Here is a 22,727-nt window from a genome sequence, read left to right on the forward strand (position 1 = left end):
AGCCCGGCCGAAGACGTCATGTCACCCCCACGCGCGCATGCCGGAGAGATCAATGACCCTCCCCGGTGGGTGACGAGCTGGACGCCTCCCCTCCCCGACGGCGGGGCGGCTTGGCATCCGAACCGGAGTGTAGACAGCGATCAACGGACCGAGAACCCCGCCGCTTTGTCACAATCCGGCCATCTGCCTCAGCGGCACCGCCGCCCGCATCCGGCCGTCGCAAAGCTCATATTCCTCCCACCACTTCGCCAGAATCCAGCAACGGTGACCTTCACCCCCAATACGGATATCTACAGTTGTCCTATGGGCGATCAACGGGACACGGCGCCGACGTCAGCGCGGGGCGGAGCGAGGTAGTCCGTGGGGGGCCACGCCGACGAGGGGACCCTGCCGTACATCTCGGCGCTGGACGAGGAGCTCGCCCAGGCCGCCCGTGACACCGGCGCGCACATCGGCGCGCTGTACCTGCTGACGGGCTCCCCGCAGGTCCTGGTGATGGAGGCGGAGATCGGGCTGCCCACGCAGCTCGTCAAGCCGTGGACCACCGTCAGGCTGGACGCCGGGGCGCCCGTGGCCGCGGCCGTGCGGCAGGGGCGGCTGGTCTGGGTGCCGACCGCGCAGGAGCTGGCCGGCCGCTTCCCGGGCACGGCCCTGGCCTTCCCGTACGTCTTCGCCTCGGCCTCCGCGCCTTTGCACAGCGACTCGCGCATGTGGGGCTCGTGGATCCTGCTCTGGCCGGAGGGGCGGCCGTCCGAGCTGAGCGGGCCGGAGCTGGAGGTGATCGAGGCCACGAGCGAACGCATGACCGCCGTCCTGGAGCAGGCCGCCGACAGCGGGTACCCGGTGTGTCCGGGAGGCGAGCCGCGCGTGCTGACCCCGGTGCCGCCGCCGATGCCCGACCCGTACGAGGCCGTGGCCGCGGCCGGCTACCTGGAGCGGCTGCGTGACGGCTCCGTCGCGCTCGACCTGGACGGCGTCGTCACCTTCGCCAGCCCCGCCGCCGCCGACCTGCTCGGCACCACCGTCTCCGAGCTGCTGGGCACGCCGCTGTGGGAGACGGCGACGTGGCTGAAGGACCCGGCGTTCCAGGACCGCTGCCGCGCGGCGGTGGTGGGCCAGCAGGTCGCCTCCTGCACGGCGCGCCGGCCGGATGGGCACGAGCTGGAGTTCGTCCTGCACCCGGACCCGACCGGCCTGAGCCTGCGCATCACGCCCTCGGAGGCCGACCTGCCCGCGCGGCGGCCCTCGCGCGCCAGGGCGCCGGGCGAGTCCGGGCTGCCGAGGACCGACGTCTTCTACAACTTCCTGCACATGGCCTCGGCGATGACCCGGGCGCTGAACGTCCGGGAGGTCGTCGATCTCATCGCCGACCACGTCATGCCGGTGTTCAAGGCGCGGGCGATGACGATCATGAGGGCGGAGAGCGGCCGGATGAGGATCGTCGGCTCGCACGGCTACGTCCCGGAGATCCTGGACCGGTTCGACGGTCAGACGCTGGCCGCGCCCAGCCCTGCCGAGCAGGTCGTCCGCACGGGCGAGCCGGCCTTCTTCGCCGACCGGGCCGAGCTGCGCCGGGCCTTTCCCGACACCGCCCAGGACGACGGCATGTCCGCCTGGGCCTTCCTGCCGCTGACCGTCGCCGACGACACCTTCGGCGTCTGCCTGCTGGCCTTCGACCATCCGCGGCCGTTCACCGACGAGCAGCGCGCGACGCTGACCACGCTGGCCGGGCTGATGGGCCAGGCCCTGGACCGCGCGCTCCTCTACGACACCAAGGACCGGCTGGCCCACAGCCTGCAGACCTCGCTGCTGCCCGGCAGCCTGCCCGACATGCCGGGCCTGGAGGTGGCCGCCCGGTACGTGCCCGCCACCCGCGGCGTCGGCATCGGCGGCGACTTCTACGACCTGATCCGCCTCAACGAGACCACCGCCGCCGCCGTCATCGGGGACGTCCAGGGACACAACATGACGGCCGCCGCGCTCATGGGCCAGGTGCGCACCGCCATCCACGCCCACGCCGCCGTCGGCGCCAGCCCCGGCGACGTCCTCCAGCACACCAACCGGCTGCTCATGGACCTGGACACCGACCTGTTCACGAGCTGCCTGCTCATCTACTTCGACCTGCGTCTGCGCACGCTGCGCGCGGCCAACGCCGGGCATCCCCTGCCGCTCCTGCGCCCGCCCAACATGCCGGCCGAGATCATCGACATCCCCGCGGGCCTGCTGCTCGGCATCGACGCCGACGCCGAGTACGCCACGGTGGAGGTGCCGTTCCCGCCGGGCGCCGTCCTGGCCCTCTACACCGACGGGCTGGTCGAGGCGCCGGGCGTGGACCTGGACGAGGCCATCGGGGGGCTGGCGGCGTACCTGACCAGCGCCCCGCGCGAGCAGCTCCAGCAGGTCGCCGGGACCCTGCTCGACCACGCCCCGCACACCGACGACATCGCGCTGCTCCTCCTGCGGCACCGCGAGAACGCGGGCTGACGGCCCGTCAGTGCGAGACGAACGTCCGGTGGTCGGCCAGGGCGAGCATCCGGACGAAGTCGAGCACCTTCAGCAGCCCGCGCCCCGCGAGCCGGACCGGGACGGGACGGCGCGAGCCATAGGCGGCCGACCACAGGGCGGGTACGTGTCGTTCCATGCCGACCAGGATGTCCCCGCGCGCACCGATCCATCCAACACATCGTCTCGCTGGCTGCCATCGCTAATGTAGATGGATGGAACTGCGCCAGCTCCGTCACTTCGTCGCCGTCACCACGCACGGCAGCTTCACCGCCGCCGCCAGGGCCGAGCTGATCGTCCAGTCGGCGCTCAGCACGTCCGTCCGCAAGCTCGAACGCGAGCTCGGCGCCGACCTGTTCGAGCGCACCGGGCGGCGGCCGGTCCTCACCCCGGCCGGTCACGCCTTCCTGCCGGCCGCGCGGGCGCTGCTGGCCGACGCCGCGGCGGCCACCGACGCCGTGTCCGCCGTGTCCGGGCTGACCACCGGCCGGGTGGCGATCGGCACCATCCAGACGCTCACCAGCGTCGACCTGCCCGCCGAGCTGGCCGCCTTCCACCGCCTGTGGCCCGGCATCCAGATCTCGGTCCGCGACGCCCCGGTGGCCGGGCTGCTCGACGCCCTGCTCGCCCGCGAGCTCGACCTCGCCTATCTGGCGCTCGACGGCGCCGACCTGCCTGCGGGCCTGGCCGTGTTCTCCTCCTGGGAGGAGGAGCTGGTGCTGATGACCTCGCCCGGCCACCGGCTGGCCGGGGCCGAGCGGGCGCTGCTGTCGGAGCTGACGGAGGAGCCGTTCGTCGACTTCAAGGCCGGCACCGGGCTGGAGACCGCGGTGCGCCGGCTGGCCGCCGGGTGCGGGCTGCACCGGCAGATCACCTGCGAGGTCACCCAGATCCGGATGCTGGTCGACCTGGTGCGCGCCGGGATCGGCGTGGCGATCGTCCCGCGGCGGGTGGCCGAAGGGGAGGGGCTGCCCACCGTGCGGATCCGCCAGCCCGATCCGGCCAGGACGGTCGTGCTGGCCGGCCGCGCCCCCGTCCCCGCCAACCCGGCCGCCGGAGCCCTGCTGTCGCACCTCACCAGGTGACGAAATAAACGGTTGAACGGGTGGAGCCTTCGTGGTGGGATGACCCGCTGTGTCAGCGATCCAGGACCTCGTACGTCCCGACGTCTATCCGCTCTCCTCGAAGTACGACCCGGAATGGGTGCTCGGGCTGGACATGGGCCCCCATCCGCTGTGGCTGCTGGAGGACCTCGCCCGCGACCTCGACCTGAGACCCGGCATGCGGGTGCTCGACCTGGGCTCGGGCCTGGGCGCCACCTCGGTCTTCCTGGCCCGCGAGTTCGGGGTGGAGGTCGTGGCCGCCGACCTGTGGGTCGCGCCCGAGCGGGCGGCGGCCGTCTTCGCCGAGGCGGGCGTGGCCGGCCGCGTCCGGGCCGTACGGGCGGAGGCGCACGCGCTGCCGTTCGAGAAGGAGTCCTTCGACGCGATCGTCAGCGTGGACGCCTTCGAGTACTTCGGCACCGCCGACTCCTACCTGCCCTACCTCGTCCGGTTCGTGAAGCCCGGCGGGCAGCTCGGCGTCGCCACGCCCGGCATGACCCGCGAGGTCCGCGACCTCGGGCACATCCCCGCCCACGTCAAGGCCCTGGTCGGCTGGGAGGCGATCGCCTGGCACACCGCCGAGTGGTGGCGCTTCCAGTGGGAGATCACCGAGCTGGTCACGGTGACGTCCGCGCGCCTGCAGGACGGCGGCTGGCACGACTGGCTGCTGTGGGCGCGCGCCCGGCGGGAGACGGCGACGATCGCCATGCTGGAGGCCGATCAGGGCGAGTATCTGTCCTTCGCTATGATCACCGCGCGCCGGATTGCGTCCGCGTCGTGACCGCGCGCCCGCGCCCGGGACGGCCTGGATCCTGGCGTATGGGCGGGAGAGTCTCGGCCATGGCCGCGCTCCCCCGCTCTGGCGTTGACTTGTCCTCGCGCGTCCGGGAGGTCGGGCGCGGGACGAGTAGGGGGAAACACTGATGTCGGTTCTGCGCACCGTCGTGCTCATCGTGGCGACCATGGCGATGGGGCTCGCGGCGGGCGTCTTCGGGCTCTACACGCACACCATCATGCGTGGCCTCGGCGCGACGGACGACCGCACGTTCGTCGGGGCGTTCCAGGCCATCGACCGGGCGATCCTCAATCCCTGGTTCATGCTCAGCTTCATCGGCGCGCTGTTCTTCACGGGCCTGGCGGCGGCGCTGCACCTCGGCCAGGGCGTGCGCGCGGTGCTGCCGTGGATCATCGTCGCGCTGGTGCTCTACCTGATCGCCTTCGTGCTCACGGTGGCCGTGAACGTGCCGCTCAACGACGCCATCAAGGCGGCCGGCGACCCGGACCGGATCGCCGACCTGGCCGCCGTGCGCCGCGCGTTCGACGAGGCCAAGTGGTCGGCCTACAACCTGGTCCGCACGATCACCAGCACCGGGGCGTTCGCCTCGCTGTGCTGGGCGCTGGTCAAGAGCGGCCGGGTGGGCTGACCCCCGCGTCGCGCTCGACCAGCGCGACCCGGTCGGCCAGCGGCGCGGCGGGGATCTCGACGAGGTCGAACCCGAGGTCGCGGTAGGTCCGCTCGTGCAGGCGCTCGAAGTCGAGCGAGTCCGCGTAGCTGATCCGCCTGGCGGAGGTGGCGCGGACGAACCCCTGGTTGCGGACGAAGAACACCTTCCCGTCGTACGTGCCCCGCGCCACCACCCGCTCGACCTCGCGGGCGAGCAGCGGCGACGTGGGGAACCCCAGGTAGCGGCTCAGCGCCAGCGTGCAGACCGGCGAGCGGTCGAAGAAGACGGCCGCCTCGCCCGCGGGCACGGATTCCTGGCGTCGCCGCTGGAGCGTGACGACCTCGTCGACGAAGGCGGGCTCGCGCCAGGGCTCCTCGCGGCCGAGCGCTTCGCCGAGGGCGATGACGTCCGTCGCCGCCTCCTCGACGACGGTGTGCCCGTTGACCTCCAGCAGGCGCAGGACGGCCGTCTTCCCGGCGCCCGGGGCGCCGGTGAGAACGTGTCGTGGCACGACTTCTCTCCGATCTCGTGGGGGTTGATGTCAACCTAGGGGCGTTGATACGCGGCCGATACACGGCCGAGCGCCCGGTGATACCCGGCCAAGGCCGGGCGGACGGATAAGGGCTCCAAAGTGGCCGAGGCGTCGCGAAGGGCGGCGCGTCCCCACCTCGAAGGAGCCCTTGATGCGTGTGCTGGTGTGCGGTCTGCTCGGTCTGGCGGTGCTGACCGGCTGCGGAGGGGCTCCGGCGGGAGAGGCGGCCCCGGCGCCCGGCGGGGGCGGCGGCGGGGCGGACAAGGTCCGTGAGCGGGAGACCGTCCTCGCCACCTGCATGAAGCAGAAGGGGTTCGCGTACACGCCCTCGGTCAGCCGGCCGAAGGCGCCCGACGCCGAACCCGCCGATTACGACGCGATCAAGGCCGAGCGTAGCAGGAACGGTTTCGGCGTCTTCTCCGCCATCGTCTATCCCAAGCCCCGCGAGACGCGGGCGCCGGACCCCAACCAGGCGACGATCGACGGGCTCTCCGGCGCCCGCCGGGACGCCTACCTCAAGACCATGAACGAGTGCCGCGTGGACGCCCTGCGGCAGGTGAACGGCCTGAAGGTCACCTCGCTCGCCGACTACCAGGACCAGATGAGCACCGAGATCGAGAACATCGACAAGATGCTCGACGGCGATCAGAAGCTGGTGGAGCTGGCCGGGCCGTTCGCCGAGTGCCTGAAGTCGAAGGGCGAGCGGGTGGCCTCCGCCCGGCCGCTGGCGCTGAGCGCGCGCGGGATGATGCTGTGGGCCGAGCAGGCCGACCGGCTCGGAAAGGCGGGCAAGGTCACGGCCGCAGTGGCCCGGCCTTACCTGGCCAAGGAGATCAGGTCGGCGCTGGTCGACCTGGAGTGCGGCAAGGACTTCTACGCGGCCTTCGTCCCCCTGCAACGGCGGCTCACCAACGAGGCCCGGGTGAAGTACGGGTTCCAAGAGCGGTGATGCGCACTCCTCGCGGCAAGCTGCTGCTCGTGCTGAGCGGAGTCCTGGTGGTCGCCGGGACCGGCTGGGGGGTGGGCACCCTGCTGCGCTCCCCGGCCGACGAGGCGGCGGCGCGCAGACCGCCCGTGCCGTCGCTGGTCACCGTCGAGGTCGAGCGGCGGGAACTGGTCGCCACCGTCGTCGTCAGCGGCACGCTGGAGTACGGCTCTCCCCGTCCGGTGACGCTGGCCGGGGTGGTGGGCGGGAGCGAGACCGTCCAGCGCGCCACCCGAGCCCCGCGGCGGGGGACGCTCGTGGAGGGCACGGTGCTGATGGAGGTGAACGGCCGGCCGGTGTTCGTCTTCGCCGGGCGGGTGCCGATGCACCGCGGCCTCGTCCCCGGCGCCGAGGGGGACGACGTCCGGCAGTTGCAGAAGGCGCTGCGCCGGCTCGGTCACCGCGTGCCCGTGACCGGCGTGTTCGACGCGGCGACCGTCGCCGCCGTGTCGCGCCTCTACGCCGGGCGCGGCTACGAGGCCCAGCAGCCCACCCTGGAACTGCGGCAGCGGCGCGACGAGCTGACGCGGGCCGTACGGACCGCGCGGGAAGTGCTCGTGACCGAGACCAAGGCCCTCGACCAGGGCAGGGACGTGCTCCCGCTGAAGCTGCGGGTGACCGGCGCCCGCCGCGACCTGCGGGAGGCGGAACAGGCGCTGAAGAGCGCGCGGGCGCAGGAGCACACCGCCGAGGACGAGGCCAGGGTGGAGACCGCCGAGAGCGCCGTGCGGGCCGCCGAGGAGAAACTGCTGGCGGCGCAGCAGGAGCTCACCCAGGCCGGGGAGACGCCCACAGCGGCGCCCACGGCGACGCCGACGACAACCGCCATCGGAACACCCCCGCCCCCGGCCGACACCCGTCTGCTCGAACTCCGGGTCGCCAACGCCCGCGCGGACCTGGCCGCCGCCCGGTCGGCGCTGGACCGCGTAGGGGAGGAGGCCGGCGCGGCGCGCGCGAAGCGGCTGACCGACCTGGAGAAGGCCGTACGGTCGGCGCGAGAGGCCCTGGCCACCGCCGAGCAGGCGCTCAGGCAGGCCAGGCAGCTCTCCCCCGCCGAGCTGAAGGTCGCCAACGCGCGCAGCGACCTGGCGGCGGCCCAAGCGCTGCTGGCCGAGTTCTCCCGGACCTACGGCACCACCGTGCCGCCGGGAGAGGTCGTCTTCCTGCCCAGGCTGCCCGCCCGCCTGCACAAGCCGTCCGTCAAGGCGGGCGAGCCGGTCGACCAGGCGGTCGCCACGGTCACCGACTCCGCCTTCGTGGTGTCCGGCTCGGTGGACGCGGCCGAGGCCGAGCGGGTGAAGGCGGGTCTGGAGGCGAGCATCGAGACCGAGTCCGGGGCGACCGTCCCGGGCACGGTGACAGCCGTCGCGGGGCGCGACACGCAGGGGGCCGTGCCGGTGACGGTCACGCCCGACTCGATGAAGGGGCTGCGCAAGCTGGCCGGCGGGCCCGTCACGGTCCGCGTCACGATCGGCGCCACCGGCCGGCAGGTGCTCGTGGTCCCCGTCGCGGCGGTCGTCACGGCGGCGGACGGCAGGGCCAGGGTGCAGGTGGAGACCGCGCCCGGCCGGACCAAGGAGGTCGAGGTGCGCACCGGCCTGTCCGCCGACGGCGCCGTGGAGGTGACCGGCGACCTCGGGCCGGGCGAGCGGGTGGTGGTCAACAGTGGCTGAGCCGGTCATCCTGCTCCAGGAGCTGACCAAGGAGTTCCCCGCCGATCCGCCCGTCCGGGCGCTGGCCGCCGTCGACCTGCGGGTCGAGCGGTCGGACTACGTGGCCGTCGTCGGCCCGTCCGGGTCGGGGAAGTCGACCCTGCTCAACACCCTGGGCCTGCTCGACCGGCCGACCCGCGGCAGCTACCGGCTCGACGGCATCGAGACCACCACGCTCAAGGACGGCGCGCGCACCGCCGTCCGGGGCAGCCGGATCGGTTTCGTCTTCCAGTCCTTCCACCTGCTGCCGCACCGCAGCGTCCTGGAGAACGTCATGCTGGCCGAGGTCTACGGCAGGACCCCGCGCGCCGGACGGCGGGAGCGCGCGACGCGGGCCCTGGAGCGGGTGGGCCTGTCGCACCGGGTGGGCTTCCTGCCCGGCCGGCTGTCCGGCGGCGAACGGCAGCGCGCCGCCATCGCCCGCGCCCTGCTGGGCGAACCGTCGCTGCTGCTGTGCGACGAGCCCACCGGCAACCTCGACAGCAGGAACACCGGCGCCGTGCTCGACCTGTTCGACGACCTGCGCGCCCAAGGGATGACCATCGTCGTCATCACCCACGAGACCGAGGTGAGCGACCGGGCCGGACGCCGGGTGCGCATCACCGACGGCGTCCTCACGGAGGAGTAGACGTGCACCCGCGCGACCTGCTGAACGAGGCCCTGGCGGGCCTGCTGGCCCGCCCGGTGCGCTCGGCCCTGACCACGCTGGGCACCGTGCTCGGCATCACCACGCTCGTGGTCACCCTGGGCGTCGCCGCGACGGCCGGCAACCAGATCGTCGGCCGCTTCGACGAGCTGACCGCCACCTCCGTCACCGTCGAGGTCCCGGCGCACACGTTCCCGCTGGTCGAGTGGGCCGACGTGAGCCGGGTGACCCGGCTGCGCGGGGTGGTCGCCGCCGCCGCGCTGGCCGAGTCGGACCTGGGCGCCAACCTCGTCATCCGCTCCAACGACGTCGTGGACCCGGCCCGCGTCACCGACCAGACGCTGACCGTGGTCTCCAGCAGTCCCGGCCTGCCCGCGGCGGTCAGGGGACGGATGGTCGAGGGCCGCTACTTCGACGCCGGGCACGTCGCCCGCGGTGACCGGGTCGTCGTGCTGGGCCAGCAGGCGGCCCGGCTGCTGGGCATCACCGGGCTGACCCGGGCCCCGGCGGTCTTCATCGGCACCCGGGCGTACACGGTGATCGGGGTGCTCGGGGATCTGCGGCGGGAGAAGAGCCTGGCGAGCGCGGTCATCCTGCCGCCGACGGCCGGCCGGCCCTACGGCCTGGGCACCGTGACCCGCGTCCTGGTCGACACCGCCCTGGGGGCCGCCGACCTGATCGCGCGGCAGGCGCCGGCCGCGCTCAGCCCCGGCAACGAGGCGCTCCTCCAGGTCCTCTCGCCGCCCAGCCCCACCAGGGCCCGCGACGCGGTGCAGAGCGACGTCAACGCGCTCTTCCTGATCCTCGGGCTGGTCTCCCTGGTCGTCGGCGCGGTCGGCATCGCCAACGTCACGCTGGTGACCGTGATGGAACGCGTCGCCGAGATCGGGCTGCGCCGGGCGCTGGGCGCGGCGCGCCGCCACATCGCCGGGCAGTTCCTGGTGGAGTCCACCCTGACGGGGCTGATCGGCGGGGTGCTGGGCGCTTCCGTGGGGATCCTGGTGATCGTCGGGGTCTGCGCCGTCAAGCAGTGGACGCCCGTCCTCGACGTACGGCTGGCCTTCATGGCCCCCGCGGCCGGGGCCGTCGTCGGGCTGCTCGCGGGCCTCTATCCGGCGCTGCGCGCCGCCCGCATGGAACCAGTCAATGCACTTCGCTAGGTATGGTGCGATTTCATGACATCCCTGCTGCTCGTCGAGGACGACACCGTGATCCGCACGTCGCTGGGCATGGCCCTGGAACGTTACGGCTATCAGGTGACCACGGCCGCCGACGGGCTCGACGGGCTGGAGGCCGCCCGCACCGGCGACCACGACCTGCTGCTGCTGGACGTGATGCTGCCCGGCCTGGACGGCATCAGCGTGTGCCGCAGCATCAGGGAGACCAGCCAGGTGCCGATCCTGATGATGTCGGCCCGCGGCGACGGGCTGGACATCGTCGCCGGGCTGGAGGGCGGCGCCGACGACTACGTGGTCAAACCGGTCGACCTGCCGGTGCTGGTGGCCCGGATCCGGTCGCTGCTGCGCCGGGCCACCTTCGCCCGTACGCCGGCCGCCGAGGCGGGGGCGGGCCAGGCCGTGCTGGAGTTCGGCGAGCTGAGCGTCGACACCGGCGCGCTGGAGGTGCGGCGGTCCGGCCGGCGCGTCGAGCTGTCGCCGACCGAGCTGCGGCTGCTGCTGGAGTTCGCCGCCCATCCCGGCATCGTCCTGGAACGGGCGACGCTGCTGCGCAACGTGTGGGACTACGGATGGGACGGCGACAGCCGCGTGGTCGACCTGTGCGTGCAGCGGCTGCGCAGGAAGATCGGCACCGAGCGCATCGAGACCGTGCGCGGGTTCGGCTACAAGCTGGCCGTCACGTGAACCCGGCCTCGCTGCGCTGGAAGATCGCCGCTCTCGTCACGCTCGCCGCGACCGTCGTCGCCGCCGTGGTCGGGCTGCTGGTGCACCGGGCGACCTGGCAGCAGGCGCTCGACATGGGCCAGGCGCGGGCCGAGGTGGCCCTGGACGAGACGCTGGCCTCCGGGAGCGCCGAGGACGTGGTGCCCGTCGACGAGCTCCCCGACGAGCTGGCCGGCCTGCTGCGGCCCGGCCGCCGGGTGGTCTGGTACGGGCTCGACCACCGGGACGAGCCGTGGGTGTGGGCGGTCCAGCCGTACGGCGGCGACGGCGCCGAGGTGGTGAGCGTGCAGATCTCGATGGGCTCCGACGTGCGCGGCCTCCAGGCGCTCGACCGGAACATGGCCAAGGCCGGGCTGCTCGCCCTGGCCGGGGTGGTGCCGGTGTCGATGCTGGCGGCCGAGCTCCCCAACCGGCGGCTGCGGCGGGTCGCGCGCACCGCCCGCCGGATCGCCGGGGGCGACCTCGCGGCCCGTACGGGCGCGCGCGGCCGGGACGAGATCGCCCGCATCTCCGCCGCCGTGGACTCCATGGCGGCGAGCCTCCAGCACCGGCTGCTGGCCGAGCAGCGCTTCACCGCCGACGTCGCGCACGACCTGCGCACCCCGCTGATGGGCCTGGTCGCCGTGGTCGAGCTGCTGGACGAGGGCGAGGTCACCGACCTGGTACGCGACCGGGTGCGGGTGCTGCGGACGCTGGTGGAGGACCTGCTGGAGGTGTCCCGGCTGGACGCGGGCGCCGAGGTCGCCGAGCGGGTCCGGGTTCCCCTCGCCGCGCTGGCCGGGGAGTCGGCGGCCCGGGTGGGGGTCGAGGCGCGGGTGCTGGCCGACGGTGAGCCGGTGGCCGGGACCGACCCGCGGCGCCTGGACCGGATCCTCGCCAACCTCGTGCTCAACGCCCACCGGCACGGCGCGGCGCCGGTGGAGATCACGGTCGGCGACCGCGTGATCGAGGTGCGCGACCGGGGGCCCGGGTTCCCACCGGAGCTGCTGGCCGACGGGCCGCGCCGGTTCCGTACGGGGGCCGCCGAGCGGGGCCGCGGTCACGGCCTGGGGCTGACGATCGCGCTGGGCCAGGCGCGGGTCATCGGCGCCGAGCTGACCCTGGCCAACGCCCCGGACGGCGGCGCGGTCGCCGTCGTCCGCCTTCCGGCGGATTGACGCCGGACACGGCTCATCGACGCCGGGCCGACGCGCGCATCGATGACGCCGGGCCGATGCGCGGACCATCGACGCCAGGCCGAGACGCGGATCACTGACGCCGGGCCGATACGCGGATCTTTGATGCCGGGCTGATACACGGCCGAGCGCGGGTGGATGCGCGGCCACGGCCGGACGGACACGCGCGCCGCGCACGCTGTCCGGTATGCGACGTTCCTTGATGTTTCTACTGCTGGCGGGCGTGCTGTCGGGCTGTTCCGGCGCCCCCTCGGTCACCGGGGACGCGTCCCTGCCGTGGCCGTCCGAGGGGCAGGCGGCGGTCGAGGTGGAGGACGTGGGCAGCCTCGGCGTCAGCGGCGACCCGCGGCCGGTGCCGATCGCCAGCGTGACGAAGGTGATGACCGCGTACGTGATCCTGCGCCGCCACCCGCTCCGGCCCGGCGACGACGGCCCCCTGATCACCGTGGACCGCACGGCGGCCGAGGAGTCGTTCTCCCGGCTGGAGTCCACCGTGCCGCTCACGCAGGGCCGGACCGTGCCGCTGCGGCGCCTGCTGGAGCTGATGATGGTGCCCTCGGGCAACAACGTGGCCCGGCTGCTGGCCCGCTGGGACTCCGGCTCCCAGGAGCGCTTCGTGGCCCGGATGAACGCCGCGGCACGGCGTCTGGGCATGACGGGCAGCACGTACACGGGGGCCAGCGGCAACGAGGACACCACCGTCAGCACCGCCGCCGACCAGCTCAGGCTGGCCAGGGAGGCGATGCGCGACCCGGTGCTGCGGGCGGTGGTGGCGCAGACCGACACCTCCGTCCCGGGTGACGCCAGGCGGCTGCACAACACCAACACGCTGCTGAACAGGCACGGCGTCATCGGCATCAAGACCGGCTCGGGCACGGCCGCGGGCGGCAACCTGATGTGGGCCTCCCGCGTACGGGGTCACCTGGTGCTGGGCGTGATCCTCGGCCAGGCCGCGCACACCGACCCGGCCTCCGCCAAGGCCGCGGCGCTGGAGGCGGGCGGCCGGATGAGCGCGGCGGTCGAGCGGTGGCTGCTCGACCGGCCCGCGACCGGCGGGCAGGCTCAGGTCACGGACGGTCCAGGCTCGACAGGCCGTTGACGGCGACCTCGATCCCGCGCCGCCCGGCGGCCAGGACGTCGTCGTCGGAGCCGCCCTGCTGCTGGGCGACCAGCCCGGCCACGGCCAGCGCCCCCATGAAGCCGCCGACCGCCGCCCCCGCCTCCACCGGGTCCAGCTCCGGGCAGACCTCGCACAACGCCCAGGCCAGCCGGGGCTGGGTCTCCATCATGAGCGTCAGCCCGCGGGCGCGCAGCGCGGGCTCGGTCACCATCAGCCGCGCCCGCAGCGGCGACAGCGCGAAGTCGAGCTCGTCGTCGGCGGCCAGGCTGCGCACCAGGGCCTCGAACATCCGGCTCAGCAGCTCCCCCAGCGGCTCCCCCGGCCGCCGGCCGGCGATCACCTCCAGCATGGCCCGCTCGCGATCCTCGGCCTGGAGGAAGAGCACGTCCTCCTTGCTCGCGAAGTACGCGAAGAAGGTGCGGGGCGCCACGTCGGCGGCGGCGGCGATGTCGGCGACGGTGGTCTGCTCGTACCCCCGCTCGGCGAACAGCCGGACGGCGGCCTCCAGCAGCGCGCGGCGGGTGCGGGCCTTCTTGCGTTCGCGATGACCTTCCACGGCGCCACCCTACTGCATGCCCTGCTTTTATGCACAGGTTGCAATTTCGCAGCCTCTGCGCTTTTCTGAGGACATGGACATCCTTCAGAGCCTGCCGCTCGAACGCGAGGACCCGTTCGAGCCGCCCGCCGAACTGCCCCGGCTGCACGGCCCGCTGCACCCGATGATCTACGCCGACGGCCGCCCCGGCTGGCTGGTCACCGGCCACGCCGAGGCCCGCGCGGTGCTCGACGACCCGCGCTTCAGCAACACCTCCCAGGGCGCCGCGCCGCCGATCAAGGAGCTGGCGCCGCCCGAGGGCCTGGCCGACCTGGTGATCCCGCCGGGCTTCTTCATCGCCATGGACGACCCCGAGCACGCCCGCTACCGCAAGCTGCTCACGGGCCGGTTCAGCATGCGCAGGATGCGGCTGCTGGAGCCCAGGATCCAGGAGATCATCGACGGCCGGCTCGACGAGATGGACCGCGCGGGAGCGCCGGCGGACCTGGTGAGCGCGTTCGCGCTGCCGATCCCGTCGCTGGTGATCTGCGAGCTGCTCGGCGTCCCGTACGGGGAGCGCTCGCGCTTCCAGGACACCACCGCGCGGGCGGTGAACCTGGACAACACCACCGAGGAGCGTGGCGCGGCGGGCGCCGAGCTGATGGGCTACCTGTCGGAGCTGGTCTCCCGCAAGCGGGCCGAGCCCGGCCAGGATCTGCTCAGCGAGCTGGTCTCCGGCGGCGAGCTGAACCACGAGGAGCTGACCGGGGTGGCCACCCTGCTGCTGACCGCCGGTCACGAGACCACCGCGAACATGCTGGGCCTGGGCACGTTCCTGCTCCTGTGCCGTCCCGAGCAGGCCGAGCTGGTGCGCACCGACCCCGGCGTCGCGGCGACCGCCGTCGAGGAGCTGATGCGCTACCTCAGCATCGTGCACATCGGCCCGATCCGGGTCGCCAGGGCCGACGTGCCGCTCGCCGGGCGGACGATCAGGGCCGGGGAGACCGTGACCCTCTCCCTCCCGGCCGTCAACCGCGACCCGGCCCGCTTCCCCGACCCCCACCGCTTCGACGTCACCCGCGAGGCCGGGCAGCAGCTCGGCTTCGGCCACGGCATCCACCAGTGCCTGGGCCAGCAGCTCGCCCGGCTGGAGATGCGGCTGGCCTACCCGGCGCTGCTGCGCCGCTTCCCCGGTCTGCGGCTGGCCGTGCCCGCCGGGGAGGTGCCGATGCGGCCGCGCGCCACCATCTACGGTGTGGCCGCCCTGCCGGTCACCTGGTGAACCCGCCGCCGCGTTTGAGCCGCCGCCGTCCCGTGCAGAGAGCATGACGACGAGACGATCACGGGAGGCGCGCGCATGGCCGGTCAGGACGGCGGGATCAGGTTGTGTCAGGTGGTGCTCGACTGCACCGACGCCAGGGCGCTGGCGGAGTTCTACCGGTCCCTGCTGGATCTGGTCTACCGGCCCGGCGACGAGCCGCCCGAGGCGGGGGCCGACGACGAGCGCGGCCGCGACTGGCTCGTGCTGAGAACCGCGGACGGCGCCCCACGACTCGCCTTCCAGCAGGTCGAGACGTTCCCGGAGGCGACCTGGCCGGACCCGCGGGTGCCCCAGCAGCTCCACCTGGACCTGACCGTGTCGTCCGTCGAGAGCCTGCTGGAGCAGCACGAACGCGTCCTGCGCCTGGGCGGCCGACTGCTGCTGGACCGGATCGACGACGACGAGGAGCCCCTGCGGGTCTACGCCGACCCGGCCGGCCATCCGTTCTGCGTGTTCGTCTCCGCGCGGGGATGACCGTCCGGCGGGAGCGGTCAGGGCGCGGGTGAGAAGACCAGCGTGGCGTTGTGGCCGCCGAAGCCGAACGAGTTCGACATCACCGGCCCCCTCGCGATCGGGCGGGGCACGGGTGAGGCGTCGATGTCGCAGCGCGGGTCGAGCCGCTCCAGGTTGGCGGTCGGCGGCGCGGTGCACTCGGCGATCGCCAGCACGCACGCCACCGCCTCGATCGCCCCGGACGCGCCGAGGGCGTGGCCGGTCACCCCCTTGGTCGCGCTCACCGGCACGGCGGCGGGCCCGAAGACGCGGCCGATCGCCTGCGCCTCGGCCAGGTCGTTCAGCTCGGTCCCGGTGCCGTGGGCGTTGACGTGCACGATGTCCTCGGGCGCGAGACCGGCGTCGGCGAGCGCGGCGTCCATGCACCTGCGGGCGCCCTCGCCGCCGGGCGCGGGGGCCGTCAGGTCGTGGGCGTCGCTGGTGCGGCCGTAGCCGGACACCTCGGCATGGACGCGGGCCCCGCGGCGCACGGCCTCGTCGAGGCGTTCCAGCACGACGAAGGCGGCCCCCTCGGCCAGCACGAACCCGTCGCGGTCGGCCTCGAACGGGCGGCAGGCGGCCTCGGGGTCGTCGTTGCGGCCGGACAGGGCGCGGCACCGGCTGAAGCCGTGCAGCATGCCCGGGGTGACGTTGGCGTCCCCCGCGCCGGCCACGACCAGGTCGGCCGAGCCGTCGCGGATCAGCCGGACGCCCTCGCCGATCGCGTGCGCCCCGGAGGCACAGGCGGTGACCACGGACATGCTCGGCCCGCGGATCTCGTACCGCATGCCGATGGCGGCGGCGCCGGCGTTGGGCATGATCTTCGGGATGAAGATCGGCGACAGGCGCAACGCCCCGGCGCCCGGCGTGTCGAGCAGCGCCGACTCGTACGTCTCGGTGCCGCAGAAGGAGCTGCCCGCCACCACCGCCCGCCGCTCGGGCGGGACCCTCGGATGGCCGGCGTCGGCCAGCGCGTCGCCCGCCGCGCACACCGCCAGCAGCGACGCCCGGTCCAGCCGCCGCGCCTGCCGGTCCGTCAGGTACGCCGACACGTCCAGGTCCGGGACCTGGCAGGCGAAGCGCACCGCCAGCGTGGACACGTCGAACGACGTGATGGTCCGTGCCGTCGAGCGTCCGGCCAGCAGCGCGTTCCACAGCTCCTTGGGGCCGGCTCCGGCGGGCGTGCGCAGGCCGAGCCCGGTCACCGCGACCCGGGGTCGCATCAGCCGCCCACCGCCGTCAGGTGGCGGCGGATGACGGCGGCCATGTCGGCGACGGTCCTTACCCGCTGGAGGGTCTCGTCGGCGAAGGTGCCCCATTCGTCCTCGACGGCGGCGTACAGCTCGGCGAAGTCCAGGCTGTCGGCGTCCAGTTCCTCGCGCAGGTCGGTGTGCGGGTTGATCTGGGCCGTGCTGACGCCCAGGACCCGGGCGCAGTGGCCGCGGAGCACGTCTGTTATCTGGTCGTCGGTCATGGTGCCGTCCGTTCTCTCGGCGGATGGGTGGCGTGTCCGAGTGTGCTGCAGGAGGGCGGGCGGGTCCGGGTATGACACCTCAAATGTCGATCAAGCCGGGCCGAGGGCGTCCCTGACCCGTGACTCGGTCAGCGCGGCGAGGGCAGCCCGGTCCTCGCGCGGGCGTCCGGTGAGCTCGGGGCGTACGGGGGGCAGGAACGTCACCTCGGCCACCAGGTGCCGGGTCGCGACCACCCGCAGCAGCGAGGCCGGCAGGGAGTCCTCCCCGATCCAGGCGGCGCGGGTGGAGGGCGCGCCGCCTTCGCGGTAGCGCAGCGCCACCGGCCGCACGGTCGCGCCCGCCTCGACGGCGGCCTGGAACAGGGCCGGGTGGAAGGCCCCCATGGCCCGTCCGCACCAGGTGGTGCCCTCGGGGTAGGCGAGCACGGCGTCCCCGTCGCGCAGGGCGCCGGCGACGGCCGTGATCGCGGCGGGCAGCGCGGCCGGCCGGTCCTTGTCGATGAACAGGGTGCGATGGGCCGCGGCCAGCGACCGGACGAGCGGCCAGCGCCCGATCTCCCGCTTGGCGAGCTGGCGGGCCGGGGTGACGGCCGCCATGATCAGCGGGTCGGCCCACGAGATGTGGTTGCTCACCAGCAGGGTGCCGTGCCCGGCCAGGACGGGGACGCCGTCCGGCACCCGCACCGTGATGCCGAGGGCGCGCACGATCAGCCCCATGGCCCCCCGCGCCAGGCGCCCGCGCAGGGGTCCGGGGCGACGGCGGAGCATCGGCGACAGCGTCAGGGCCGCCGCCAGGGCCAGCGCGCAGCCCAGCAGGCGGGCGGCCCGGCGGACCGGCCCGGCGGCGGTGACCGGCGGCCGGACGCAGGTCTCCGGCGTGCACGGCGACACCCCCGGCCGGGACGGCGGCCGTCCGTGGCGGTGGTCCTGGGCGCGGACGGTCATCACGGTGTGCCCGCCGGCGGTCCCACGGGCTCGGCCCCCTCCGGGCCGCCCGCGGCAGTGCCCGAGCCCATGCCCGGGCCCATGCCCGGACCCATGCCCGTGCCCGCGCCGACGGGGACGCGCGGCGGGTCCCCCGCCGTGCCGTCGCCGGTCCTCCGCCTGCCGAGCAGGAGCCGGGGAGCCCACCAGTTGGCGGGCCCGGCCAGGCGCATCACGGCGGGCACGAGCAGCGTGCGGATCAGCGTGCAGTCGACCAGGACGGCCACCGCGATCCCCACCCCGATCATCTTCAGCACGGCCAGCCCGGACGTCGCCACGGCGGCCATGACGACGGCGAAGATGACGGCGGCCGAGGTGAACAGCCGCCCGGTGTGCTGGAGCCCGGTGGCGACCGCGGTGACGGTGTCGCCGCGGTCGCGGTACTCCTCGGTGATGCGGGACAGCAGGAAGATCTCGTAGTCCATGGACAGGCCGAACGCGACGCAGAAGATCAGCGTGGGCATGAGGGCGTCGATGCTGCCGGTGGCGGTGAAGTCGCCGACCAGCCCGCGCAGGTGGCCGTTCTGGAAGACGTGGACCAGGGCGCCGAAGGTGGCGGTGAGGCTGAGCACGTTCATCACCAGGGCCTTGACGGCCAGCACGACGCTGCGGGTCAGCAGCGTCACCATCGCCAGGGTGGTCAGCGCGATCAGCGTCAGGGCCAGGGGCAGCGTGCCGGCGATGCTCTGCCTGACGTCGTCCAGCTCGGCGCCCGGCCCGGCGAAGAGCGCCTGGCCGGGGGCCGGGATCGCGCGCAGGCGCCGGACGAGCTCGCTGTTGGCCACCGAGTACGGCTCGTGCGCGGTGGTGACGAGCAGCCAGCTGCCCGCCTCGCCGGTGAACCGGCGGTTCGTCCCGGGGACGACGGCGGCCCCGCTGTAGGAGCCGCCGGCCGTGTCCACGCGCAGCACGCCGTCGGTGGCGGCCAGGCGCCTGGCGTAGCCGTCCAGCGGGCCGGTGGCGCCCTGGCCGGTCGGGCGCAGGTCCGGCAGCAGGATCATGGTGCCGCCGACGACCTGCTGGCCGCCGAAGTCCGCGCGCAGCGCCTGGGCCGCCAGCGCGGCGGGTGCCTGCGGCGGCAGGATGCGGTCGTCCAGGGTGCCGAAGCTGGCGCCCAGGAACGGCGCGCCCATGGCCAGCAGCAGCGCGGTGGTGGGCACGGCCACCGCCAGCGGGCGGCGCATGACGGCGACCGCCAGGCGGTACCAGGGCCCTTGCTCCACCGGCGGCGCGGACCGCCGGGCGGCGTTCCACGGGCCGGGCACGGGAAGCCGGTTGACCCGGTCGCCGAGCAGGGTCAGCACGGCCGGGAGCACCACGAGGCTGGCCACCGCCGCCATCAGGCTGATCGTCATCCCGCCCACGGCCAGCGAGCGCAGGATGGTGAACGGGAACAGCAGCAGCGCGGACATGGACAGCGCCACGGTCGCCGCCGAGCAGGCCATGGCCCGGCCGGTGGTGCGCATGGTGACGGCGATGGCCTGCGGGGCCTCCTGGCCCTGGGCGAGTTGCTCGCGGAAGCGGGTGACGATGAACAGGCTGAAGTCGACGGCCAGGGCGAAGCCCAGCGCGCTGGAGATGCTCAGCGCGAACACCGAGATCTCCATGACCTCGCTCATCAGCCGCAGCACGGCCATCGTGGCGACCACCGCCAGCGCGCCGATCAGCACCGGCAGCAGGGCGGCGACCAGGCTGCCGAACACCAGGCACAGGATGGCCAGGGTCAGCGGCGCGGCGATCAGCTCGGCGGTGCGCAGGTCGGCCTCGCTGCGGTCCTGGGCCTCGACGCGTACCTGGGCCTCGCCCGTGGCGGTCAGCGACAGGGGGCCGTAGCGGCCGTTCAGCGATTCCATGATCCGGCGGGCGGCGGCGTTGCGGGCGGCGTTGTCGCCGCTCAGGTTCGCCAGGACGACCGCCGCGCGCCCGTCGCCGCTGCGCAGCCTGGACGCGTGGCCGCGCCAGTACGAGGTGACCCGCCACACCCCCGGGTCGGCCGAGATCCGTTCGGTCAGGCGCGTCCCGGCGGCGTCGATCTCGGGGTCGTCGACCGGCCGCGCGGCGCGGGCGATCACGACCAGGTCGGCGTTGCCCACGCGGAAGGCGTCCTGCAGGATGTCGTCCGCCCGCACGGATTGTGACCCGAGCGGCACGATGTCGCCCAGCACGAGCCGATCGTGCACGTCCAGGCCGGCCAAGAGCGACACGGCGAACGTCACGGCCGCGCCCCAGAGCACGACCCGTCGCGGCCACCTCCGCCCATGGCCGGACGGCGGCGAATTGCCCCACATCGGTAGTTCCTTACGTCGAGTATCGGTCGGTCGGGGCCGGTGCGCACGCGCTCCTCCGCGGCGCGGGCCCTGGATGGTCAGTCGAGGCCGGTGCGCACGCGTTCCTCGGCGGCGCGGGCCAGGGCGGCCCGTCCGCGCTGCCCGCGGTCGGGCGCGGCGGGCCGCAGGGGCGCGGTGAGCCGGACCTCGGCCCGCAGCCGCCGCGTCCCGGCCACCCGGACGACGGACCCGATCACCGAGTCCTCGCCCACCCAGCTCCCGCGGCTCGACGGGCTCTTGTCCTCGTAGTAGCGCAGGACGGCCGGGCACACCGCCGCCCCGGCGTCGATCGCCGCCTGGAAGACCGCGGGCCGGAACGTGCCGACCTCGCGCCCGCAGGACGTGGTGCCCTCGGGGAAGGCGGTCACCGCCTCCCCCGCCAGCAGGGCGTCGCGGATCAGGCCCACCGCGGCGGGCAGCGTGGACAGGCGTTCCCGGTCGATGAACAGCGCCCCGCAGGCCGCGCCGAGCGTCCCGATGAGCGGCCACCGGCGCACCTCGCGCTTGGCCAGCAGGCGGCAGGGCAGCGCGGCCAGCATGACCACCGGGTCGAGCAGCGAGACGTGGTTGGCCACGACGAGCACCCCGGCCGCCGCCCGCACGGATTCCACCGGACCGGCGACCTCGACCCGGACGCCGAGCGCGCGCAACAGCAGCCTGGCCAGCGCCTGGACCGTCCTGGCCCGCCACGGCCGCGGCGCGGCGCCCATGACGAGGAAGGCCGGCACGGCGGTCAGCAGGACCAGCAGCGCGGCGCACAGCCGGGCCGCGCGGCGGGCCCGCCCGGCGGCGACGGCCTCCTCGGGCAAGCACGCGCGCACCGAGCACGGCGCCCGCACCAGCCACGGGTTGATCTCCACACGCCGGCCCACGCCGGCGAAGTGCCGCCACGTCGCGGACGCCCGCACAGACGTGACGGACGTCCCGGCGGACGGCCCGGTGGTAGGCAGGGCAGATGGTGTGACGAGTGGTACGGCGGGCGGCGTGGCGGGCGGAGTCGGACAGGACACGCGGGACTCCCAGACGGTGATCGGCGGGCGGCCCGAGCGGCGCTAACGGCAGCGCAGGACGACGGCGGGCGGCAGGTTGCGCCGGATCGGCCCCGGAATGTGGACCGTTCCCAACATCTCGCGCACCTGGCGCGGAAGGGCCCGGCACGGCGGCGTGGGCCAGGCGGCGAGCATGGTGAGCTTGGTGAGCGCGTCGGGCCGGGCGTCGAGCGCCGGGCGGGTCCGCGCGGCGGGCCGCGGATCGAGCTGCGCGGCGGGCAGCGGCGTTCGGAGGTCCCGGTGCCGGGACGGGCGTGTATGCGGCGGATGTGAGCTTTCCGGGATTTCCTGCGACTGCACGATCATGAGCGTCCCGACTTCGGAGCGGGCTCGGCACCGGTGGGCCTGACGGCGGGGTGACAAGCGGATGATGATCCTGTTAGTGCAGGTTAAGCGCTATGCGGCCGAGAGCGCCGAATTTGCGGCACGTGTCGCCCGACCTTGCCCGACCTTGGCCGAATGCTCGACAACCCGTCCGAGCCCATAGCCTGGCGAGGTGATCTACGTGAAGACGCCCCTCACCCCCGAGATCCGCGCGGCCGCCTCCCGGGCCTGGGGCGCCGAGGGAGAGGGCGAGCGGCTGTACGGCGGGGAGGAGTCGGCCGCCTACCGCCTCGGCGGCCACGTCCTGCGGGTCGGCCCGGCCGGGCGCGGGGTGGCCGAGTCGGAGTGGTGCCACGCCGTCGCCCGGCACGCCGCCGTCACGCTGCCCGAGGCGGTGGCCCCGCTGGCGACCGACGGCGGGGCGACCGTGGTCGTCGTGGACGGGCGGCCGATCTCCTGCTGGCCCTATGTCGAGGGCTCCTGGCCGGACTCCGACGTCCCGGCGCAGCGCGAGGCCGGCGCGCGGCTGCTGGCCCGGCTCCACCGCGCCCTGGCCGGTCTGCGTCCCGGCCCGCGTCCCGTGCCCGCCTTCCAGGAGTCCGGCCTGTACGGCGACCCGCACCCGGACGCCGCCGACCTGGCCGACCCCGTCCTGGACCGCTGGCTGGCCGGCTTCCACGCCGGTCATCCCGTGCGCCACCCGCTGCACGGCGACTACTACACCGGCAACACGCTGGCCACCGACGACGGCCGGATCGTCGCGGTCCTCGACTGGGACGAGACCTTCGTCGGCGCCCCCGAACTGGAACTGGCCGCCGCCGCGCTGGAGTGGGGCGACGACCTGATCGGGCCGAGCAAGGAGTTCGTGGCCGCCTACCACGAGGAGGGCGGCACGGCGGCCCCGCTCGACGAGGAGTCGCTCGCCCAGCTCGTCCGGCACAAGCTGCGCAGGGAGCACGCCTACTTCCGCAAGGCCGCCGCGTCGGGTGTGCGGCACGACGAGGAGGACCTCGAATACCACCGGGCCCGGGTCGAGCTGTTCCACCGGCTGCGGCCCTGACGCCGGCGTCCCGGGGGCGGGACCGGCCCGCCCCCGGAGC

23 protein-coding genes are annotated in these 22,727 nt (G+C 74.2%); 14 read left to right on the plus strand and 9 right to left on the minus strand.

The features are described 5' to 3' along the window. Positions 1 to 360 precede the first annotated feature (360 nt). Entirely contained in the window at positions 361 to 2,484 is a 2,124-nt protein-coding gene (locus AB0J97_RS46170) for a SpoIIE family protein phosphatase (RefSeq protein WP_364102190.1), read from the plus strand. 7 nt (positions 2,485 to 2,491) lie between these two features. Here AB0J97_RS46170 and AB0J97_RS46175 read toward each other — a convergent pair whose 3' ends face one another. Then, complete coding sequence (locus tag AB0J97_RS46175) at positions 2,492 to 2,641, minus strand: hypothetical protein (RefSeq protein WP_364102193.1); 150 nt, start codon at positions 2,639 to 2,641, stop codon at positions 2,492 to 2,494. A gap of 76 nt (positions 2,642 to 2,717) precedes the next feature. On the opposite strand from AB0J97_RS46175, the gene AB0J97_RS46180 reads away from it, so the two are divergent. From AB0J97_RS46180 to AB0J97_RS46190, 3 genes are all read left to right on the plus strand, one after another. Continuing rightward, positions 2,718 to 3,587 (plus strand): LysR family transcriptional regulator, encoded by an 870-nt coding sequence (locus tag AB0J97_RS46180; RefSeq protein WP_357708714.1) that lies wholly within the window; start codon positions 2,718 to 2,720, stop codon positions 3,585 to 3,587. Between the two features lie 49 nt (positions 3,588 to 3,636). Beyond that, positions 3,637 to 4,386, plus strand: a complete 750-nt coding sequence (locus tag AB0J97_RS46185) for a methyltransferase domain-containing protein (protein WP_364102197.1) — start codon at positions 3,637 to 3,639, stop codon at positions 4,384 to 4,386. Positions 4,387 to 4,528: 142 nt separating this feature from the next. Beyond that, a complete protein-coding gene (locus tag AB0J97_RS46190; protein WP_357708709.1) occupies positions 4,529 to 5,029 on the plus strand; it encodes an anthrone oxygenase family protein in 501 nt (166 codons plus the stop codon). On the opposite strand, the gene AB0J97_RS46195 is transcribed toward AB0J97_RS46190, so the two are convergent. Continuing rightward, positions 5,007 to 5,561, minus strand: coding sequence for an AAA family ATPase (locus AB0J97_RS46195; RefSeq protein WP_364102200.1), 555 nt, complete (start codon positions 5,559 to 5,561; stop codon positions 5,007 to 5,009). The two genes, AB0J97_RS46190 and AB0J97_RS46195, sit on opposite strands and share 23 nt — an antisense overlap. A 172-nt stretch (positions 5,562 to 5,733) precedes the next feature. Here AB0J97_RS46195 and AB0J97_RS46200 point away from each other — a divergent pair, with 172 nt between their 5' ends. The 7 genes from AB0J97_RS46200 (at position 5,734) to AB0J97_RS46230 (ending at position 13,100) form a co-directional block, all read left to right on the plus strand. Continuing rightward, complete coding sequence (locus AB0J97_RS46200) at positions 5,734 to 6,531, plus strand: hypothetical protein (protein ID WP_364102203.1); 798 nt, start codon at positions 5,734 to 5,736, stop codon at positions 6,529 to 6,531. Beyond that, positions 6,531 to 8,240, plus strand: coding sequence for a peptidoglycan-binding protein (locus AB0J97_RS46205; RefSeq protein WP_364102206.1), 1,710 nt, complete (start codon positions 6,531 to 6,533; stop codon positions 8,238 to 8,240). Before AB0J97_RS46200 ends, AB0J97_RS46205 begins: the two co-directional genes overlap by 1 nt. Beyond that, positions 8,233 to 8,907 (plus strand): ABC transporter ATP-binding protein, encoded by a 675-nt coding sequence (locus AB0J97_RS46210; RefSeq protein ID WP_357708701.1) that lies wholly within the window; start codon positions 8,233 to 8,235, stop codon positions 8,905 to 8,907. The genes AB0J97_RS46205 and AB0J97_RS46210 overlap by 8 nt, the downstream gene beginning before the upstream one ends. Before the next feature lie 2 nt (positions 8,908 to 8,909). Further along, entirely contained in the window at positions 8,910 to 10,085 is a 1,176-nt protein-coding gene (locus AB0J97_RS46215; RefSeq protein WP_364102209.1) for an ABC transporter permease, read from the plus strand. Positions 10,086 to 10,100: 15 nt separating this feature from the next. After that, on the plus strand, positions 10,101 to 10,787 hold the full coding sequence (cseB, locus tag AB0J97_RS46220) for a two-component system response regulator CseB (RefSeq protein ID WP_364102212.1): 687 nt from the start codon (positions 10,101 to 10,103) through the stop codon (positions 10,785 to 10,787). Next, a complete protein-coding gene (locus AB0J97_RS46225; RefSeq protein ID WP_364102215.1) occupies positions 10,784 to 11,983 on the plus strand; it encodes a HAMP domain-containing sensor histidine kinase in 1,200 nt (399 codons plus the stop codon). Before cseB ends, AB0J97_RS46225 begins: the two co-directional genes overlap by 4 nt. Before the next feature lie 220 nt (positions 11,984 to 12,203). Next, positions 12,204 to 13,100: a serine hydrolase gene (locus AB0J97_RS46230; protein ID WP_364102267.1), complete on the plus strand. Its 897-nt coding sequence runs from the start codon at positions 12,204 to 12,206 to the stop codon at positions 13,098 to 13,100. Here AB0J97_RS46230 and AB0J97_RS46235 read toward each other — a convergent pair. Next, the gene (locus AB0J97_RS46235) at positions 13,069 to 13,677 is read right to left on the minus strand and encodes a TetR/AcrR family transcriptional regulator (protein ID WP_357708690.1); all 609 of its coding nucleotides are present in this window, start codon (positions 13,675 to 13,677) and stop codon (positions 13,069 to 13,071) included. The two genes, AB0J97_RS46230 and AB0J97_RS46235, sit on opposite strands and share 32 nt — an antisense overlap. A gap of 73 nt (positions 13,678 to 13,750) precedes the next feature. Here AB0J97_RS46235 and AB0J97_RS46240 point away from each other — a divergent pair, with 73 nt between their 5' ends. Beyond that, positions 13,751 to 14,938 (plus strand): cytochrome P450, encoded by a 1,188-nt coding sequence (locus tag AB0J97_RS46240; protein ID WP_364102218.1) that lies wholly within the window; start codon positions 13,751 to 13,753, stop codon positions 14,936 to 14,938. 75 nt (positions 14,939 to 15,013) lie between these two features. Further along, on the plus strand, positions 15,014 to 15,451 hold the full coding sequence (locus AB0J97_RS46245; RefSeq protein WP_357708685.1) for a VOC family protein: 438 nt from the start codon (positions 15,014 to 15,016) through the stop codon (positions 15,449 to 15,451). Positions 15,452 to 15,468: 17 nt separating this feature from the next. Here AB0J97_RS46245 and AB0J97_RS46250 read toward each other — a convergent pair whose 3' ends face one another. The 6 genes from AB0J97_RS46250 to AB0J97_RS46275 form a co-directional block, all read right to left on the minus strand. Further along, positions 15,469 to 16,692: a beta-ketoacyl-[acyl-carrier-protein] synthase family protein gene (locus AB0J97_RS46250; RefSeq protein ID WP_364102221.1), complete on the minus strand. Its 1,224-nt coding sequence runs from the start codon at positions 16,690 to 16,692 to the stop codon at positions 15,469 to 15,471. Then, positions 16,692 to 16,943 carry an acyl carrier protein gene (locus AB0J97_RS46255; RefSeq protein WP_357708679.1) on the minus strand — a complete coding sequence of 84 codons (252 nt, stop codon included), beginning with the start codon at positions 16,941 to 16,943 and terminating at the stop codon, positions 16,692 to 16,694. The genes AB0J97_RS46250 and AB0J97_RS46255 overlap by 1 nt, the downstream gene beginning before the upstream one ends. Before the next feature lie 90 nt (positions 16,944 to 17,033). Continuing rightward, a complete protein-coding gene (locus AB0J97_RS46260) occupies positions 17,034 to 17,888 on the minus strand; it encodes a lysophospholipid acyltransferase family protein (RefSeq protein ID WP_364102224.1) in 855 nt (284 codons plus the stop codon). Next, positions 17,888 to 20,215: an MMPL family transporter gene (locus AB0J97_RS46265; RefSeq protein WP_364102227.1), complete on the minus strand. Its 2,328-nt coding sequence runs from the start codon at positions 20,213 to 20,215 to the stop codon at positions 17,888 to 17,890. Before AB0J97_RS46265 ends, AB0J97_RS46260 begins: the two co-directional genes overlap by 1 nt. Before the next feature lie 77 nt (positions 20,216 to 20,292). After that, positions 20,293 to 21,162 carry a lysophospholipid acyltransferase family protein gene (locus tag AB0J97_RS46270; RefSeq protein WP_364102230.1) on the minus strand — a complete coding sequence of 290 codons (870 nt, stop codon included), beginning with the start codon at positions 21,160 to 21,162 and terminating at the stop codon, positions 20,293 to 20,295. A gap of 144 nt (positions 21,163 to 21,306) precedes the next feature. Continuing rightward, positions 21,307 to 21,603 (minus strand): hypothetical protein, encoded by a 297-nt coding sequence (locus AB0J97_RS46275; RefSeq protein WP_364102233.1) that lies wholly within the window; start codon positions 21,601 to 21,603, stop codon positions 21,307 to 21,309. Between the two features lie 196 nt (positions 21,604 to 21,799). On the opposite strand from AB0J97_RS46275, the gene AB0J97_RS46280 reads away from it, so the two are divergent. Beyond that, entirely contained in the window at positions 21,800 to 22,687 is an 888-nt protein-coding gene (locus tag AB0J97_RS46280; protein ID WP_364102236.1) for a phosphotransferase, read from the plus strand. Positions 22,688 to 22,727 lie beyond the last annotated feature (40 nt).

The organism is Nonomuraea sp. NPDC049607 (assembly GCF_040675375.1).
Taxonomy (GTDB): Bacteria; Actinomycetota; Actinomycetes; order Streptosporangiales; family Streptosporangiaceae; genus Nonomuraea.